Raw genomic sequence first — 18,574 nt, forward strand, 5'->3', positions numbered from 1 at the left:
TCCTCCCTGAAAACACGGTAAATAGATGGCCTTTTTTCTTAGATATCCCCTTGTTTCGCGGTTTCCTCGTTACGGGGATTTACAATGCTGTCGAGCAACAGCGCCGACAGAAGTATCAGCCCCCTGACGAGGTTCTGCCCTTGAAACGAAACGTTTAGAATTGTCATGCCGTTGACGATTGTGCCGATCAGAATTGTCCCGATGATCACGTTCATCACGCCGCCGCGTCCGCCAGAAAGGCCAATCCCGCCAAGAACGACGACAAGGATCACGTCGTATATCCAAGTCAGATTGAAAATCCGCGTATCCATGCTGTTGGACGATGCCGACAGCACCAACCCGGCAAACAGTGCGATTCCCGCTGACATCACGTATTGAAGAATGATAATCGGACGCGCGCGGACACCGGTAATACGCGCCGCTGAAAGGTTGTCACCGATGGCATAGATGAAAAATCCCAGCCGGGTCTTTTTCAGAAACACATGCACGATCAGCGCCGCGGCCGCGAACGCCAGAATGGAATAGGGCAGTCCGAAAATCTTACCGCGCCCGATCCAGGCGATACTGTCCAATTCTACGGGCCAGGCGATAATGTCATATTCGAACATCCCGCTCTGTCCGATACCGGCAATTCCGATTCCAACCGCCAAAGTTGTGAACAGAGCCGGAATCTCGGCATAGGCTACCAGCACGCCATTCACGATTCCTGTAGCAATGGAAAAAGCCAAGCCAGCAAGGATTGCCACGACCGGGTGATATCCGGCGGCAGCGAGTGTCATCACCAGCGCGGCAGGAACCGACAGGGTTGCGATCATCGACAGGTCGATACCACGGCCAATAACCACAATGGCCATCCCCAGCCCGAGAATGCCCAGGACCGAGACCGACCGGATCAGCACAAGCAGATTACCAGCCGTGAAAAATCCCGGCAGAAAGATCGCGAACATCAGAAAAATTACCAGGAATAGACCCGTCACAATCGTCTGCTGATCGAGTTTCAAACTGTTAACTGATTTTTTCATAAGGCAACCTTGCGGATATGATGGGTGAGCTGGCTTTGTGATTGTGGGCGTGCGAAACGCTGGCTTCAGCGTTTCGCACCTATGGCGTTAGACGCCGCGCCCGCCGTCAACTTCGAGCGATACACCGGTGATGAATTCTGCGTCGTCAGAACACAGATAAAGCGCCGCACCTGCAACGTCTGATGGCCGACCCAAGCGCCCCAGGGGAATGGTCGCCAAGAATGCCGTGCGATTTTCTGGCGTGTCTTCCTTGCCCATGAATTCCTCGAGCAACCCGGTTTCAGCCAACACAGGGCACAGCGCATTCACCCGGATACCGTCGGGGGCGAGTTCGACTGCCATACCTTTTGTCATGTTCAGCGCGGCCCCCTTGGAGCCGTTGTACCACACCAGACCAGGGCGCGGGCGCAATGCACCGATCGAGGCAACATTGATGATCGTGCCGCCGCCGAACTTGCGCAACACCGGAACGCCGACCTGCGTTGCCAGATAGATGGCTTTGACGTTCACATCGAAAATGCGGTCAAAGGTCTTGTCGTCGACATCCATCAGCGAGCCATTGCGGCTAGTGTATCCTGCGTTGTTGATCAGACAGTCCAGACGGCCGAATTTTTCGACGGCCAGATCAATCATTGCCTTGGTGTCGCTGCGTGACGTGACATCTGTGGTGATGGCAACCGCTGCATCGCCGATTTCATCGGCAACACGCTTGGCACTTTCGCCATTGATATCCGCAACAACAACTTTTGCGCCCTCTTGCGCGAACCGTTTGGCGATGCCTTCGCCGAAACCAGAGCCCGCTCCGGTAATTACAGCCACTTTTCCTGGAATACGCATGTCTTCTCCCGATCTTTACGTGTGCTTGAGCACGATTGTCTTGGTTACTGTGAATTCCTGCATGGCGGAAAACCCTTTTTCGCGCCCATGACCACTGTGTTTGACGCCGCCAAATGGCAATTCAACACCGCCACCGGCCCCGTAATTGTTGATGAAAACCTGGCCGCAGCGCAGGGTGTTGGCCATCCGCATCTGCCGCCCGCCATTGTTGGTCCAAACCCCGGCGATCAAACCGAAATCCGTGTCATTGGCGATCCGAACCGCATCAGCCTCATCGTCAAAAGGAATGGCCGCGAGCAAGGGCCCGAACACTTCTTTTTGGGCCAGATCATCTGTTTCAGACACCGGACCATAGAGCGCTGGCACCACGTAATACCCAGTTTCGGGCGCGTCACCGTCAAGTTTGGCGCGGGCCATGCAAGGCACGCCGTTTGCCTCGGCGCTGGCCACGAATTTCCGCACCCGGTCCCGCTGCTTGCCACTAATCAAAGGGCCGCAATTCAAGTCCTTGCCATGCGGTCCTGCGACAAGATCAGCGATCCGCGCCGCCAACTGGGCGGTGAAATCGTCAAAGATGCTGCGCTGGATCAGAACCCGACTGCCGGCAGAACAGGTTTGGCCACCATTCTGCACGATCCCGGCAACAACAACTGGCAATGCCGCATCAAAGTCCGCGTCGTCGAAAATGATCTGAGGCGATTTGCCCCCCAGTTCCAGAACACAGGGTCGGTGGTGTTTTGCTGATGCGATCTGCACCATGGTTCCAACTTCGGGCGATCCGGTAAAGGACATGAAATCCACATCGCCATGCGCCGAAAGCGCGGCCCCCGCCGTGACACCATAGCCGGTGACCAGGTTTAGCGCGCCAGCCGGCAATCCGGCCTCGGCTGCCAGTTCAGTCAAACGAATACAGCTCAAGCAGGCTTCTTCGGCGGGCTTCAGTACCGCCGCGTTCCCGGTCGCCAATGCCGGGGCCAATGTGCGCCCAAACATCTGTGCAGGATAATTCCACGGTATGATATGACCTGTCACACCATGAGGTTCACGAACCACGGAAACGAAATATTCCTTGAGATAGGGGATCGTTTCGCCATGCAGTTTGTCTGCCGCGCCGCCGTAGAATTCGAAGTACCGCGCACAAGCCGCGATATCGGCACGCGCCTGGGTCATCGGCTTACCCGTGTCGCGCGCTTCAATGTCGGCCAATTCATCGGCATGCGCCAAGATCAGCGTGCTCAACCGCGACAAGATACGCCCACGCTCGGCAGGGACCACTGCGCCCCATTCTCCAGACAGGCTTGCCCGCGCCGCGCGCACCGCACGGTCGATATCATCGGCATTGCCATCGGCAATATTCGCAAACACCTGGCCATCGCTGGGCGACAGAACGTCAATGGTGCCCCCGGATGACGGAGCCATCCACTCGCCGCCGATGTAGATTTCTGCGTTGGTCATTTCTTCTCCCCATGGTCTGGCTCTGGCGCGCCGGAATACTCCAGTGCGGCGCGAGCCAAGACCCCTCCCCTGATCTTGATCACAAGCGTATTGGCGGGTTTGGTATGCGTCCAATGCTAGATTTAGATCCTGCCCATGCCCATTGAGCATGGACATCATCCACGCTCTTTCCTAGCGTCTTGCCAAATATCCCGCTCCGGGATGAATATGGAAGCACCGGAAACACATGAACATTTTGTATTTGTTGAATTTTATCCAAATCGTGGAATGGGGCAACATCTCCAAGGCCGCTGCGTTTCTGAACATCGCCCAATCCGCGCTCAGTCGACAAATCAAGTCGCTCGAAGACACCCTCGGCACGCAATTGCTGCGCCGACAAAGCTGGGGGGTTGAGCCAACAGAGGACGGAAAAATGCTGTTGGAACACGCGCGGCGCATTCAAAAAGAATGTATCGACGCAAAGGAAAGCATTCAGTCGAACAAGGATAATCCTGTTGGAACCGTGTATCTGGGGGTGCCATCGGCCTATTCGGTTTCGTTGGTGCCTCCCCTGTTACACCGCATGCGGGCCCTGTATCCCAATGTTTCGGTACAGGTTGTCGAAGCGTTCAGTGGCACCATTTACGAATGGCTGGTCAGTGGGCGGTTGGATATGGCCATTCTGTACCACTCAAAAGAACACAGCGCCGCCGTGATGTCGCCCTTCATAGAAGAGGACATGGTCGCACTGGGAACCGCCGAAATGCTCGGGGACAAAGCCGAAATACAGATCACGGACCTTGCCCGAAAAAAACTGATCTCCGCGTGGCGCCCACATCTTCACCGCCTGACGTTGGACGCGGCGTTCGTGTCCGCTGATGTGCCGTTTGAGCCGCTGATCGAGATCGATTCATTGCCCTGCATGATCGAGTTGGCACACCGCGGCGAAGGCGTAGCCATTCTGCCGCCGTCCTGTGTGGTCCGTGAACTGAATGATGGGCGGCTCAAGGCGGCTCCCTTGCTGCCCAATGTCAAGCTGACAACGGTGCTGGGCCAGACCCCAAACAAACACCCAACCCGGGCGATGACCATATTGACGAACATGCTCCAGAACCTGGCCGCAGAACTGGCCCCGAAAACCGGGTGGAAGATCACAAAAGCAAGACTCGATGCTCCGGCATGAGGTCGGCCCGGCGTCGGGGTACGCCGGGCCGCATCAAAGCTAGGATAGGCATTACCGATGGCACAGTTATTGCCGATGTCGGAAGAGATGATCGCGTTGCGCGGCAGGGCGGCAGGGCGGCAGGGCGGCGGAGATCGCACGCCAGGCCTTGCGTGGGCTCATCCAGTTCGGCTTGTCACTGCGGGCACGTTCGTTCCAATTGGTGCCGGGATCGTCCTCTTCGTGATTAATCGACGACAGCTGTTGCGCCCATGCGCTTTTGGTCTGGGCGATCCGAATCTTGCGGTCTTCGCGCCGTTGTCACCGGCATCCGCTGGCAACGGGCCAAGAATACCACGCGCCACCTTTGCCGCTTCTCCAACGATGCCGACCGTGACCCTCTTGGTCAGACCGATTCGATCCGGGTTGATATCAACCTGAATGATCTTTGCGCTCTCAGGCCAATAGTCCATCCCGGCCTTCGATCCGTTGTAGCCCAAGGGGCCAGCGAAGAGTGGGGGGGCTACCCGGAAAGGCGTCGTTGTGTTGGTATCAAGGTCGAGGGAGAAGGCGAGTGGAATGCGCGTAAGCATCCCTCTCACCGAAACTGCGTTTCGACTGCCGGGCAGCGGGTGGCCCCGAACGACGCGTCTGGCGCGCGATCCATCTCGGCATCGACGAACAGACCCTGGAAGTCAGAGCGGTCGAGGTCACCGGCAGTGCCACTGGGGATGCACCAATGTTGCCCGAACTGCTCAACCAGATCCCGCGCAATCAGGACATTGGCAGCGTGACCGCAGATGGAGCATACAACACGCGCAGCTGCCATAATGCTATCGCCGATCGTGGAGCGGCGGCGGTTATCCGCCCGCGTAGAAATGCCCAGCCATGCAAGCCAAGCACCGCCGGTGCCATCGCCAGGAACGATACGCTTTGCGCATCAAAGTATCTGGGTCGGGCGCTCTGGCGGAACTGGTGCGGATACCACCGCAGAAGCCGTGTCGAGACAAAACCTCTCGGGACATTTCCTTCGAAAATACCCTGCCGGTCAGTGGATCCATTGTATGAAGCTATTGGGCCAGCGCCTCCTTCTCGTCGTTTGCAGGCAAGCCGCTGACAGGCAGCACATGGCGCGCGACTTTGACCACCAGGTCGCTGAGATTCAGATGCGCATCGCGGTCCTGAATGGCGACACCGCGCTTGGCATCCCCCTCGCGAAAGCCGCAGGCTAAATCCTTTTGGAGAAGGGAGAAACCCGTCCATCAGCCAATTTGTGCAACAGCGTCGCGCGGAGCCTAGACGAAGTCGAAGTCCGAGGCTGACAGTTCAGACAACCGCGTATTCCGAAGGATCAGCAGATCACCATCGCCGAAATCAAAACTGGCATGACGGTGCGACCCGACCGAGGTCTCCAGAAGGTCAGCGAAACTGTCGATCCCCTCCACGTCGATCCGCACGACATCTTCGCCGCGCGAAAACCACCGTCGCTCGCCAGTCTCGAAATCCTCGATCCGGTCGACGCCGTTGCCCTCGACAAAGACGAACAGATCCTTGCCACGGCCGCCGTACAGGCGATCATACGCAGCGCCGCCATCCAGAACGTCGTCGCCGCTTCCGCCAAAGAGGCTGTCGCGGTCATCGCCGCCCTCCAGAGTATCGTCGCCCCAGGAGCCGAACAGACGGTCCCGTCCGTCGCCACCGGCGAGATGGTCGTCGCGCAAGCCACCCAAAAGCAGGTCGTTTCCGCCAGATCCGTAGAGCAACGACGGCGCCCACCACGACCCGAACATGGTATCGCGTCCTTCGCTACCGTGGACAAAGCCCGCGTAGTCATCGCCAGTCACCTCGAGCGTCACCATCGCGGTGGCCTCGAGGTCGCCGTCGGACACGGTGTACTCGAAATGCGCGGCACCGACGTAGCCAGCCTCGGGCGTGAACAGGATGTCGGTGCCGGAGATCTCGACCGTGCCATGTTCTGCCGTGCCGACCGAGATGACGTCCAGCATGTCGCCATCGGGATCGCTGTCATTGGCCAGAAGATCGGCCGCATTGATGCTCAGGGGCTCGCCCGCTCCGGTCTCGAACCCATCGTCACCCGCCGCGACAGGCGCCCGGTTGGTCGGGCCGGTGATCGCGAACACCATGACATCATCGTCCGACAGCATCCCGTCGGACGCGGTGACGCGCACCTCGATCTCGTCCGCGAACCCCGAGGGGGCAGCGCCTGAGAACCGGCCGGTATCGGGATCGAAGACGAGCCAGTCCGGCAATGCACCGCCATCCGCCAGGGCGGCGGAGAGGGTCAGCGCGTCGCCATCCACATCGGAAAAGGCATCGTCGGGCAACAGAAAATTGATCGCCTCTCCCGCATTGACGGTCCGATCCGACAGCGGATTGACCAGGATCGGCGCATCGTTCACAGGCGTCACGGTGAGGGTAAAGCTCTGTGGATCGCTTTCCGCCCCCTCTGGGTCGGAGACCGTGTAGTCGAAACTGACCACCCCGTTGAAATCCGCGACCGGTGCATAGCTGAACGTGCCGTCCGGGTTCAGTGACAGGCCCTCGGGCACCGGCCCGGAGAGGGCATAGGCCACCCCGGTATCGCCGTCGGGATCGGTGGCGGCGGGCAGCGCGCCGGTCAGCGTGCTATCCTCGTCCAGCGTTGCGGCATTGTTCCCCTCCGAGGCCACTGGCGCATCGTTCACAGGCGTCACGGTAAAGGTGAAGCTTTGTGGATCGCTTTCCGCCCCGTCCGGGTCGGAGACCGTGTAGTCGAAACTGACCACCCCGTTGAAATCCGCGACCGGTGCATAGCTGAACGTGCCGTCCGGGTTCAGCGTTAGCCCCTCGGGCACCGGCCCGGAGAGGGTATAGGCCAATCCGGTATCGCCATCGGGATCGGTGGCGGCGGGCAAGGCGCCGGTCAGCGTGGTATCCTCATCCAGCGTTGCGGCGTTGCCCTCGCTTGACGGAACCGGTGGCCGATTGACCAGCGACATGGTCACCCGGTCGCCTAGGAAACTCAGCAGCTCGGCATCGACGATTGTGTCGGTGCCCTCGTCCCCGTCGGTTCGGTTGGTGTCGGTGACGACAACCGTGTTGCCGCTACGCAGGATCGTGAAATCGGTCGAGGCGCCGTCGAAATAGACGACATCGCGCCCATCGCCCCCGTCGATGGCATCGTCACCACCGCCCCCCTGCACCAGGTCATCGCCACCGTGCAGGACAATGGTATCGTCCAGCAGGGTGCCAAGGATGTCGTCCACCCCTCCGGTGCCCTCGATCGGCGGGCGGGCAAAGCCGAAGTTCTCTGGTTCGAGATCTCTCAGCAACACCCCCACGATCAGGATCTGGTTGCCGCCACCCAGTAAGATCAAAAGCCCCTCGGGCGTGTCGCTCGCCGCCGCAAGCAGCGCGTCGAAATTGGGGAACACCCCGTCGGGCAGCGCGACCTTCGTGCCTTCGAGGCCGCGCTTGAACCCCTCGATCCGGTCGCTGCCCCCCTCTGTGCCGATCACGATCACGTCGCGCCCGCCACCGGTCTGCACGGTCTCGTTCCCGCCCGAGAGCGTGAACAGATCCGCGCCAAGCCCACCGGTCAGGATCTGGTCGCTGCCGTCGCCGGTGAAGCTTTCGCCCCCGGTCTCGGCACGAATATCGGCCCGCGAGAAGACATCATCGTCGAAAACGATCTTTTCGAGGCCTGACAGCGCCGAGACATAGTGATCGGTCACGGTGATTGTCTCGCCGGTGTCGAGCACGGTGATCACGAGGTCGTCCGTGCCATCCGGGCGGGAAAGCGATACCTCGTTCGAGGCCACGCCGACCAGCCGCAGCGCATCGTTCGCGCTTTCGACCGGAACCTCGACCTCTTCGCCATAGCCGCCCTCATCGCTCTCGGGGTCCTCGACCCAGATCCAGTCGATCATGGTTTCACTGATCGTGTCGTTGCCGTCGCCCCGGGTCCAGATATAGGTGTCGGCGCCCTCCCCACCGTTCAGCAGGTCGTCGCCTGCGAGGCCGTTCAGCGTGTTGTCATCGAAATCCCCCTCGATCTGTCCAAGCGCCAGCGTATCGACAAGGGGAACATGGGGTTCGATCCCTTCCAGGGTGACAAAACTGCCATTGGCGAACTGGACCCGCTCGATGCCGCCATGACCATAGGCGAGTTGGTCGACGAGAGTGATAACCTCGCCGGTTTCGAGAATAGTGATTTGCAGGTCGAAAGAGATGCCGTCCCTGCGCGAGAACGCAATTTCCGTCGTGTCGTTGACGTCGGTCAGGGTCAGCACGTCAATGTCGTCGAACCCGTTGCTGTTGTCGGTGATGGTGTCGTTGCCATCGCCCTTCTGCCAGACATAACGATCCGACCCTTGCCCCCCGTTCATGGTGTCATCGCCGGCCAAGCTGCGGAAAAACTCGCTGTCCCAGCCGCCCTGGATCACGTCCTCACCGGCCGTGGCCGGCACCAGCGCGGCATTGGCCACCGCGTCACGACCATAGCTTCCGTCGTCGAAAACCACCTCGCGCACACCGGCCTTGCGCCCGCTTTGTACGGGGTGGAACTGGTTTTGTACGGTGACCGTCTCGCCCGTGGCGATCAGCGTGATCACCATGTCGAGGCCGTTGCGGGCGAAACTCACCTCGTCGCGGGTCAAACCCTCCATCACGACCCGGCTGTTGCCGCCATCGTAGGCGCGGTTGACGATGGTGTCGTTGCCCGACCCCGCGCGCCAGATGAAATCGGTCTCGCCCCCGAAACCGGTAATCACGTCGTCCCCGCCCAACCCGTCGATCCGCACCGCGCCATTGATGACATCATCGCCGTCGGTGCCGTAAAGCGTGGCGAGGTCGATCAGATCCTCGTCGGTAAAGACGGTGCCGTCGGCCAGTTCGACCCGTTGGATCGACCGGATGTTGGCATAGTCGCTCGACGCGAACCCGTTCTCGATCAGGATGGTATCGTCGTTGCCATAGCGCAGCAGGATATCGGAGATCGAACCGCCGTCGTTCACCAGTTCGATCCGCAGTTCGGACAACTCGGTCTCGGTGAGGCGGACGGTGTTGACGACGCTGGTGTCGTTGGAATAGCGCGCATCGTTGATGCTGTCGTTCCCGTCGCCATCGCGGAACACGTAGACATCGTCGCCCTGACTGCCGCGCAGAATATCGTCGCCTTCGAGGCCGATGATGTTCTCGGCGGCATTGCTGCCGTTGATCGTGTCGTCGCCCGCGGTGCCCCGGATAAAGCTGTTCGCGGCAATGTCGCTGCGATCCCAGATGGTGCCATCGGCGAACTCGAAATACTCGACGCTCGTGGACTCGGCGCCGAACTGCTGGTCGATGGTCAGGGTCTGGGCGGTCGCCAGCACCTCGATCAACAGGTCGCTTCCCACCCGCGTAAGGGCAATGTCGGCCGGGGTCACCTCGGCGAACTGCACGCGGTCAACGCTGGCCGATCCACCATCGCCGCTTTCGTCGATGGTGTCATTGCCGGAGGTGGCGGTAACCACGTAGATGTCGGATCCGCCGCGCCCGTTGAGCACATCGTCACCCGCCAACCCGTCGATCCGTTCATCCGCCGCCGTGCCGGTCAGCGTTTCCGCCGCAGCGGTGCCGGTGAGATCGGCAAAAGTGCCGGTGGAGGGCACCAGGAGCGCGGTGATCTCGGTCGCCGTCATCACCCCGTCGGTAAACACGACCTCTTCGATCACGTCACTGGAATTGGTGGCCATCTGGTTGGTCAGCACGACCGAACCGTTGGGCAGGGTGATCGTCACGTCGCTGCCACTGCGCGAGAAACTGGCGTCGGCCCGGGCAAACCCTTCAATCACCAGCCGGTCGGAACTGGAGGAACCGTTGTCCTCGATCGTGGTGGTGCCGGTCACGGTCGCGCCGCGCAGATAGGTGTCGTCGTTCTTTCCGCCGCTCAACGCATCGGTGCCGTCGCTGAGCGGGATCAGATCGGCAAAGCGCAACCCGGTGATCATGTCATCGCCATCGCTGGCCAGTGACGCGAAATAGAGGTCGACAAGATCCTGTGCGGTCGCGACCTCTCCATCGCCGAAATGAAACTGCTCGACCTTCCAGGCCGGGTTGTTGGAAAAATAGCCGTTCGGGTTCAGTTGACCGACTAGGCGGATGCTGTCGCCGGGCTGGCCATTGGTGAAACTCAGCACGAGATCGGCGCCGTCGACCGCAAGGATCAACTCGTCCTTGTCGATGTCGGCGAAAACGATCTTGTCGATGGTCGGATCGTTGTTGACGTAAGCCTCGGTAATCGTGTCGGTGCCGTCGCCGAGCGAGTAGAAATAGCTTTCGGCGACGACGGCCTCTCCGACGAAGTCCTCATCCGCCGGGGTGCTGACCGTGATGCCCGCGTTGGATCCACCATCGGTCGACAGGTCCACCCCGTCGGCCGTGTAGATATGCAGCGACGAGGGAACACCCAGCACCGGGTCGGCAAACAGCCCGACAAATGTAATCGTCGCGCCGTCGTAGAAGGTGACGACGCCGTCGACGCCGTTTTCGGCCTCGGTCAGTTCAACCTGGTCCGAGCCGATGTCGGCCAGGAACAGCTTGTGCCCCCCCTCTGCGCCGGTGATATCGATCACATCGCTGCCGTCGCCGTCCCGATAGATATAGGACACATCCCAAGTGCCGGGAAAGAGCAGGTCCGCATCGACGTCAAGACTGTCGTCACCAGCCCCCAGATCGACCAGCAGCGTGCGCGAGAACGAGGTCATATGCGTGTTGAGCCCGGTCGATGCGGTATCGTCGCCGGCGGTGCCGAGGAACTGCGTGGGTGAGTTCAGCGCCGCAAAGGCGAATTGAACCAGCGTCGGGTTGTCGATGAAACGGGTCAGCGCCGTCATCACGAAGTCGTCGAAATCCTCGTTCTTGTAGGTGGTGTCGATCCGGTCCCCCTGTTCGAGGAAGTATTCGTCCCGGAACCCCGAGAGGAAGTGCATCGTCTTTTCCAGCTTGTCCATCGCCTCGGCGGTGTCGTCAGGCAACCGCCTGCCGATCTCGTAGATGATCCGTTCCAGACCACCGTTGATGGTGCCGGTCAGCGGGCTGACCGAAAGGAAACTCAGGGCAAAGAACGGGCTGTCCATCGCCGCAGTGATTTCGGCACCGGTGCTCGCCCCGGTCAGTTCCAAGGTCGCCAGTTCGACGCCGAACCGCAGCGCCAGCGAACTCAGTGCCGCGTGATAGCTGTCCTCAGCGGAAACCAGGGTATGCCCGCCCGACGCGCTTGTGAGGTCCGTCCGATCAACGCCGCGGAACACCTCGAGAAAGGCCTCGTGTTGCTGGTTCGGCCCATTCGGATCGCTGCCCGGGTCAACCCCTTCAACCCCCGCCCATCGCAGCGCGATCGCCTCGAACTGCGCCTGGAACTCTCCTCCGCTGAGCGTGGCAGCATCGACGACGAGCGACTGGATCATCGCCAGAAGATCCGGATCGTCATAGGCCGCATATCGCAGGTCGGCCATCGCACCGAACCCCTTGACGTTGGGAAGATCAAGGAACGGCAACCCGGCTTCGAACACGGCGGGCGGCGTGGATTGGTTGTACATCGTGTTCACGCCGAAGAAGACGGCCGCGCCGGTGCCGATCTCGCCGCCCACCGTTTCAAAGGTTGTCGTGGAGTGGATCAGGTTGTCGCCATCGACCCGACCCGAAATCCGCTGGTCGAGCGAAAAATGCAGAATCCCGGCCTCGTCCATGGTCTGCAATTCGCTGGCCGCGCTCTGCCCGTCCCGGTTCAGGTCACGCCAGACCCGAAGCTGCGACCAGATGGCGTCATCGGCGTTGATCAGGCCGTCACCGTTGCCGTCCTGCGTAGAAAGATCGCTGATCGCATCAACATTGCTTGTGCCGAACAGTTCGGCCTGGGTTTCGATCACCCCGTTGCCGTCGATGTCGCGCGCGAGGAATCCGTCATCGGGATCGACCCACCCGGTCATGACCGCCAACCCGTCGCCATCGGCATCGAAGAACACCGGAGGCGCCGCCACCTGGCTGAGTTCGATCCCGTCACCGTCGAGGTCGAGCACGAAGGGGTCACGCTTGCGCTTGTCCCCGTCGCCGGGGGTGCCGGGGCCGAAACCGCCGCCCCCACCACGGCCGGAGCCACCGCCGCCGCCCAGGCCGCCGAACATACTCTCCAGAGCGGGGTAGCGCCCGCTTGTTCCTCCGCCGCCGCCACCACCACCGCCACCCGAGATGCCGCCGCCGCCGCCCCCCACGGATCCGCCGGATCCGCCGCTCCCACCACCACCGGTGTTATCGGCATTCGACGTGGTGTCGTCGGCGAGCCCGGTGTCGGGCGGGGCGAACTCGCTTTCGGTCAGGGATTGATGTTGGCTTTCCTCGATCCGGATCGTTTTCCAGCCGTCTTCCGAGGTGATGATGATCGGCTTGATGGGGTCGCCACGCGAGTCCGTGCCGCCACCGCTGGGCGGCTCGATCACCACCGCATTTCCGCCGGGATCGTTCTGCGCGTGGTTCATCGCGTTGTTGACCGTTTCGATCAAGGTGCTGAATTCGCCAACCCCGCCCTGGATCGCCTTCAAGGTATTGCTGAGCCCGTTCAGCCCCGCCGACGCCAAGAGGATAACCCCGGCCGCCTCGGGGGCTGCCAGTGTCGCGATGATGGCCAGCGCCGCGCTCGCCGCGCCAATCAGATCGCTGGCGCTGCCCGCCGTATTGCCGACAAGGCCAAGCCCGCCGGTCATGGCGTCGACGCTCTGCGCGTTTTCCAGATTGGTGGTGTAATTGCCCACCTTGTCCAGAAACTGGGCGGCGGCGTGCAGGTTGTTCATAACCCCCATGACCTGGTTGGTGTTCTCCAGCGCACCGGAATTGGTCATGTCGTTGATCTGGTTGATGATCTCGCTGATGGCGCCGATCATCTGGTCGTTGATGGAGAACAGGCTGTCGGCCGCTGCATAGGTGCTGCCTGCGGCCGCATTGACCAGCACTTCGACGACCCCCAGCAAATCCCCATACCCGTAGGCTTCCATGACTTCGTCGTAGATGCTCTGGTCTTCGGCCATAGCTCGGTCCTCCGCGAAAATTGTTTGAATGGCATCTCCGCCGTAAAATTCGGGGAGATGCATCGAATTGGAATGCCCTCGGGGTGGGCTGAAAAGTGTCTCTCAAAAGGCGGGCGATACCCGGCAGCAGCAGTCGGCGCATCGGTTCCATGTTGAACGCTAGGGGGCGAAAAACCACCGATCAACATAAAGGGATGCGGTCGTCGCACCGTCGTCGCGCGGCCTGATTTCGCAGGTTGAGCGCCCGGAATCCCCCAGAGTTTTGCATATAAGTATTTGTTTTTGAGGAATATTAATCTCAACAACCGCACCCGTGGGGCGCGGGCCGTTCGGTCAATTTCGGATCCTGATCAGGAGAAAAACCACCCGTCTATCGCCGGAATACACCAAATGGTGTATCGCTTTGGGGAGAGCCCCCCGCACCCAACCCGTGATTGCCCAATGCCTGACACCGCCCCAACGCAAGCGCACAATGACGCCCAGCTTGAGGCGGAGTTGATCGAGCGCATCTACAATCTGGCGATCAGCCCGCATGCCTATGACGACTTCATGGACAAATGGGCCGGTTACGTGGAGCAGGCGATGCAGGAGCTGACCGCGCTGAAACGCGAAGTCGCAGCCGAGGAAGAGCTTTCCATGAAGCCGCTGTCCCGTCACTTCGACATGGGGTTCCGCCTGCTGGAAGAGCTTGGGCGAACCGCCCCCGCGACGGAAGATATGCAGGGCGTGCGCCGCGCCGGGGTCGCCTCGATCCTGCTGGACCCAAGCGGCCAGATCGTCTGGTACAATGGCGCGGCGAGCCGCTTTTTCGGGTTGCGCCGGCTCAGTCGGATCGACGACCTGACTTTGTGGGATCGGTCCAGGACCGAGCTTGACAAACTGGTCGCATCACTGGCGCACCCGGTTGATCCGGTCGGCCGAAAGACCGTGCTGCGGGTCTTTTCCAAACCCGCCGACAAGACGCTGTTCATGGTTGCCGAACGGTTCGACAATGGCGACGGTGAACCGCTGGTGGTGCTCAATCAGATCGTTTCGACCTGGCACGACTCCGTGGGCTTCATGTTGTCGGACTCCTTCGGTCTGTCGACCGCCGAGTTGGAAATCGCCGAATGCCTCATGGAGGGGGCCGGTGCACCAGAGATCGCGGCGCGACGCGCCACCTCGGTCAATACCGTGCGGACCCAGATCAAGGCGCTGCTAGCCAAGACCGGCGTGGGATCGCAGACCGAGCTTGTCCGCGTCCTCGTCTCGCTCAACGGGGCGGCCGATCGGATCGGCGCCGTCCGGCCCCACGTCCGGCACGGGCAAACCTCCCGGTTTCGCCAGCGCGATGGGCGGATGATACCCTATCACCGCTTTGGTCCCGACAAGGGGCAGCCCTTCATCCTGATCCACGGCATGCTCGACGGCTGCGACCTGACGACAACCGCCGTCGATCTTCTGCATGATCATGGCCTGACCTTCTATATGCCCGAGCGTCCCTTTTTCGGAAGTGCCGCTGGAATCGAGGGCGACATAGGGACCGCACCGGACCGGTTCGCCGAGGATATCGAGGATCTGCTCGACCATCTGGGCCTCGAAAGCGTCGGACTTGTCGCGCATAAGGCCGGGTCGGTCTATGCCTTTGCGGCTGCAGCCCGGCTTGGAAACCGGGTGCGTGTGGTGGCCAGTGTCGCCGGGGGCGTGCCACTTGTCTCGAACGATCAGTTCGCCGAAATGTCCGCACGTCAGCGGCTGGTCGCCTACACCGCGCGTTACACGCCCAAACTGCTGCCCTTCGTGCTCCGGGCCGGGATCCGGCAACTCGACTTCGGCGGCGAAGACAAATTCATGCAGGCCCTTTATGAGAACGCGCCGGCGGATCTGGAGACCGTCAAGGCCAACGATGTGGCAGAGATCGTCGCCTCTGGCTATCACTTCTCGATCGCCCAGGGTCATCGCGCCTTCGAAATCGACTCCTATCACGTGGTCCGCGACTGGGGGGGACGCGCCGACCTTTCCCCGGCGCCGGTTCTCTTGTTCCACGGCCGCCACGACCCGGTGGTCAGCCTGGACTCGGTCGAGGGGTTCGCGGCCCGTCTTGGCAAGCGCGCCCGCATGATCGTGGACGACGACGCGGGGCAGCTCGTTTTGTACCGCAACCCAGAGCTGGTCATCTCGACCCTCGCAGCCCTGTGCTGATGCCGCCTATGGAAGAATGGCGCAACCTGACGGGGTGCCCATCGACGCCGACAGTGACTCCCGAAAAACACTGAAAAGCGTTTTGATATCAGTCACCAATCCCGGATCCCGATAGGGGCCACACTTCGACGCCGTTTCACAGACCTGTTGCAGATTGCAGATCTGGTCGACGCGATCATTGCCGCAGATCAGAAGCTGCGCGCAAAAGCAGACATTCTGGTAAGCATTCCCGGCATAGCCAAGGTCACGGCCTGTGCGATCCTGACGGACATGCCTGAACTCGGGCATTTGGGCCGTAAGCGCCGCAAAACTGGCCGGTCTGCCTCCAATCTCCAAGCAATCTGGAAAGCAGCAAGGCAAAGAGCACATCCAAGGCCGCCATGCCAGCGTCAGACACGCAGTCTATTTACCCGCTGTTGTAGCAACACGCTTCAATCCTGACATGAAAGCAAAATACGAGCAGTCGGTATCGACCCGGAAGTGCAAGAAACGGGCCATCACAGCGGTCATGCGCAAGCTCATCGTCATGGCAAACGCATTGCTGCGGGATGGGCGAAAATGGAAGGAATATCCCGCTTGATCAATACGGATACTCATTGATTGCTGCGCAATACCCTGCCGGGCAATGATCGAGATCATGTTCGGCAGGCTCAAGGACTGGCGTCATGTCGCAACCAGATCTGACAGGTGCCCCAGGGTCTTCTGCTCAGCCATCGCTCTCGCCGCAATCGTCATTTATTGGCTATGAGTCCTGATCTGGGGAACGCTCCGAACTCCAGACCTCAGCCCCGGACCACCTTGGCAAACCCGTTGAAGATCGGCTCGTTGCCGCAGATCACTTCACCGTCTTCAAGAATGTTGCCCGCCGGGTTCAGCGGCTGCACCATGCCGCCCGCTTCGCGCACCAGAACGATGCCAGCGGCCAGATCCCAAGGGTTCAACCGGCGCTCCCAGAACCCGTCATAGCGCCCCGCCGCCACATAGGCCATGTCCAGCGCCGCCGCGCCCCAGCGGCGCACCCCGGCACAGACCGGCATCAAGCGGGCCAGATCCTGCAACGTTGCCGGCAAGTCCGAACGACCGCCGAACGGCAGGCCGGTCGCAAAGATCGATTCGATCATCCGGTGACGGCCCGACACCCGCAACCGGGTGTCGTTCATCCAGGCGCCAGCGCCCTTTTCGGCAAAGAACATTTCGTCCTTGGCGGCGTCAAAGATCACGCCCGCAACAATCTGCCCCTTGTGCTCCAGCGCGATGGAGATCGCCCAGTGCGGCAGCCCGTGCAGAAAGTTGGTGGTGCCGTCCAAAGGATCGACGATCCAGCGCCGGGTCGGATCGTCGCCCGGAATCTCGCCGCCCTCTTCGGCCAGCCAGCCATAGGTCGGGCGCGCGCCCAGCAGTTCATCCTTGAGGATTTTCTCGGCAGAGATATCCGCCTTGGAGACGAAATCCCCCGCCCCCTTCATCGACACCTGAAGGTTTTCGACCTCGCGGAAGTCCTTGACCAGTGACCGCCCCGCCTTGCGCGCGGCCTTGACCATGATGTTGAGATTGGCACTGCCTATCATCGTGAGGACTCCGGTTCGGTCACATCGCGCCCCAGGGCGCGGAAAAATCAAATCGCACGGCTCGTCGTGCGGGATCAGGACGCGCGTATACGCGCGCAACGACCCGTTGCCAAGGGGGCGTGGCCGCAACCCGCCCCACGACCCCACCCCACGACCCCGCCTCTCCAACACCTCGGCGACTTCCGCCACGTTCCGTTCCGCCCGGCTTGCCAAGCGGGCCCGCGACCGCCACCGTTGCGCAAAGCGCGAAGAGGAGACCCGCCATGACAGACCAGATGCACCATGTGACCCTTGCCAGCCGCCCCGACGGCGCGCCGAGCCTCGATGACTTCAGCTATCAGCCCGCCCCGATCCCGACCCCCGGTGAGGGCGAGGTTCTGGTGCGCGTACATTACATGTCGCTTGATCCCTATATGCGCGGACGCATGGATGACGCCAAATCCTATGCCGCGCCGGTGCCCATCGGCGGCACAATGGAGGCCGGGGCGGTGGGCGAGGTGATCGCCTCGCAAAGCCCGCATTTCAAACCGGGCGATTTCGCCTTTGGCATGTTCGGCTGGGCCACCCACGGCTGCCTGCCCGCGAACCAGCTGCGCAAGCTTGACCCGAAACAGGGCCCGATCACCGCCGCGCTCGGCGTGCTCGGGATGCCCGGCTTCACCGGCTGGCACGGGCTGACCGAATACGGCAAGCCCAAGGCGGGCGAGACATTGGTCGTCGCCGCCGCCACCGGGCCGGTCGGCTCGATGGTGGGTCAGGTGGCGCGGCTTGCGGGGCTGCGCACCGTCGGCGTCGCTGGCGGCGCCGAGAAATGCAAACTGGCCACCGAGAAATTCGGCTTTGACGCCTGCCTTGATCACCGCGCCTATGACAACGCCCGCGATCTGCGCGCGGCGCTGAAACAGGAATGCCCCGACGGCATCGACATTTATTTCGAAAACGTCGGCGGCAAGGTGCTCGAAGCGGTGCTGCCACTGATGAACCCGTTCGGGCGCATCCCGATCTGCGGCATGATCGCCTGGTACAACGCTGGCGGTCTCGGTGCCGGGGCAAAGGATCAGGGGCTGACCGGCCCTGGCCTGTGGCGCAACATCTTGGTCAAGTTCCTCTCGGTCAACGGCTTCATCATCTCGAACCACTTCGACCGGTTCCCGCAGTTCCTGAAAGAGATCGGGCCAAAGGTCGCCAGTGGCGAAATCGCCTATCTGGAAGACATCGCCGAGGGGCTGGAAAACGCGCCCGCCACCTTCATCGCGATGTTGGGCGGCGGCAACATGGGCAAGCAGATCGTGAAACTGATCTGACGGC

Annotated in this window: 9 protein-coding genes and 3 pseudogenes; 6 read left to right on the forward strand and 6 right to left on the reverse strand. The window is 61.3% G+C overall.

Going from position 1 to position 18,574, the window contains the following annotated elements:
- Nucleotides 1–38: 38 nt before the first annotated feature.
- From E1B25_RS02755 to E1B25_RS02765, 3 genes are all read right to left on the reverse strand, one after another.
- Nucleotides 39–1,022 (reverse strand): ABC transporter permease, encoded by a 984-nt coding sequence (locus E1B25_RS02755; RefSeq protein WP_132827135.1) that lies wholly within the window; start codon nt 1,020–1,022, stop codon nt 39–41.
- An 87-nt stretch (nt 1,023–1,109) separates the two neighbouring features.
- A complete protein-coding gene (locus E1B25_RS02760) occupies nt 1,110–1,859 on the reverse strand; it encodes a glucose 1-dehydrogenase (RefSeq protein WP_132827136.1) in 750 nt (249 codons plus the stop codon).
- 15 nt (nt 1,860–1,874) lie between these two features.
- Entirely contained in the window at nt 1,875–3,314 is a 1,440-nt protein-coding gene (locus E1B25_RS02765; RefSeq protein ID WP_132827137.1) for an aldehyde dehydrogenase family protein, read from the reverse strand.
- A 226-nt stretch (nt 3,315–3,540) separates the two neighbouring features.
- On the opposite strand from E1B25_RS02765, the gene E1B25_RS02770 reads away from it, so the two are divergent.
- The gene (locus tag E1B25_RS02770) at nt 3,541–4,476 is read left to right on the forward strand and encodes a LysR family transcriptional regulator (protein WP_132827138.1); all 936 of its coding nucleotides are present in this window, start codon (nt 3,541–3,543) and stop codon (nt 4,474–4,476) included.
- 5 nt (nt 4,477–4,481) lie between these two features.
- On the opposite strand, the pseudogene E1B25_RS22485 reads toward E1B25_RS02770, so the two are convergent.
- Nucleotides 4,482–5,007 (reverse strand): annotated as a pseudogene (locus E1B25_RS22485) (sulfoacetaldehyde acetyltransferase); the annotation flags it as partial.
- On the opposite strand from E1B25_RS22485, the pseudogene E1B25_RS02780 reads away from it, so the two are divergent.
- Nucleotides 5,004–5,687, forward strand: a pseudogene (locus E1B25_RS02780) (transposase); the annotation flags it as partial. The pseudogenes E1B25_RS22485 and E1B25_RS02780 sit on opposite strands and share 4 nt — an antisense overlap.
- 63 nt (nt 5,688–5,750) lie before the next feature.
- On the opposite strand, the gene E1B25_RS22725 reads toward E1B25_RS02780, so the two are convergent.
- A complete protein-coding gene (locus E1B25_RS22725) occupies nt 5,751–13,517 on the reverse strand; it encodes a tandem-95 repeat protein (protein WP_165937535.1) in 7,767 nt (2,588 codons plus the stop codon).
- Between the two features lie 441 nt (nt 13,518–13,958).
- Between E1B25_RS22725 and E1B25_RS02825 the strand changes: the two genes are divergently transcribed.
- The 3 genes and pseudogenes from E1B25_RS02825 to E1B25_RS02835 all read left to right on the forward strand — a co-directional run.
- The gene (locus tag E1B25_RS02825) at nt 13,959–15,698 is read left to right on the forward strand and encodes a bifunctional helix-turn-helix transcriptional regulator/alpha/beta hydrolase (protein WP_165937536.1); all 1,740 of its coding nucleotides are present in this window, start codon (nt 13,959–13,961) and stop codon (nt 15,696–15,698) included.
- 328 nt (nt 15,699–16,026) lie between these two features.
- Nucleotides 16,027–16,278 carry a transposase gene (locus E1B25_RS22500; RefSeq protein ID WP_245510597.1) on the forward strand — a complete coding sequence of 84 codons (252 nt, stop codon included), beginning with the start codon at nt 16,027–16,029 and terminating at the stop codon, nt 16,276–16,278.
- Nucleotides 16,279–16,317: 39 nt separating this feature from the next.
- Nucleotides 16,318–16,446: pseudogene (locus tag E1B25_RS02835) on the forward strand (IS5/IS1182 family transposase); the annotation flags it as partial.
- A 34-nt stretch (nt 16,447–16,480) separates the two neighbouring features.
- On the opposite strand, the gene E1B25_RS02840 reads toward E1B25_RS02835, so the two are convergent.
- Entirely contained in the window at nt 16,481–17,266 is a 786-nt protein-coding gene (locus E1B25_RS02840; RefSeq protein ID WP_132827140.1) for an inositol monophosphatase family protein, read from the reverse strand.
- Nucleotides 17,267–17,529: 263 nt separating this feature from the next.
- Here E1B25_RS02840 and E1B25_RS02845 point away from each other — a divergent pair, with 263 nt between their 5' ends.
- Nucleotides 17,530–18,570 carry an NADP-dependent oxidoreductase gene (locus E1B25_RS02845; RefSeq protein ID WP_132827141.1) on the forward strand — a complete coding sequence of 347 codons (1,041 nt, stop codon included), beginning with the start codon at nt 17,530–17,532 and terminating at the stop codon, nt 18,568–18,570.
- Nucleotides 18,571–18,574 lie beyond the last annotated feature (4 nt).

The organism is Antarcticimicrobium sediminis (assembly GCF_004348975.1).
Classification (GTDB): Bacteria; Pseudomonadota; Alphaproteobacteria; order Rhodobacterales; family Rhodobacteraceae; genus Antarcticimicrobium; species Antarcticimicrobium sediminis.

Excerpts from the sequence above, each read along its gene's own strand:
- E1B25_RS02845 (WP_132827141.1), top strand. The coding sequence starts at position 17,530 with ATGACAGACCAGATGCACCATGTGACCCTTGCCAGCCGCCCCGACGGC.
- E1B25_RS02755 (WP_132827135.1), bottom strand. The coding sequence starts at position 1,022 with ATGAAAAAATCAGTTAACAGTTTGAAACTCGATCAGCAGACGATTGTG.
- E1B25_RS22725 (WP_165937535.1), bottom strand. The coding sequence starts at position 13,517 with ATGGCCGAAGACCAGAGCATCTACGACGAAGTCATGGAAGCCTACGGG.
- E1B25_RS02825 (WP_165937536.1), top strand. The coding sequence starts at position 13,959 with ATGCCTGACACCGCCCCAACGCAAGCGCACAATGACGCCCAGCTTGAG.
- E1B25_RS02770 (WP_132827138.1), top strand. The coding sequence starts at position 3,541 with ATGAACATTTTGTATTTGTTGAATTTTATCCAAATCGTGGAATGGGGC.
- E1B25_RS02760 (WP_132827136.1), bottom strand. The coding sequence starts at position 1,859 with ATGCGTATTCCAGGAAAAGTGGCTGTAATTACCGGAGCGGGCTCTGGT.
- E1B25_RS02765 (WP_132827137.1), bottom strand. The coding sequence starts at position 3,314 with ATGACCAACGCAGAAATCTACATCGGCGGCGAGTGGATGGCTCCGTCA.
- E1B25_RS02840 (WP_132827140.1), bottom strand. The coding sequence starts at position 17,266 with ATGATAGGCAGTGCCAATCTCAACATCATGGTCAAGGCCGCGCGCAAG.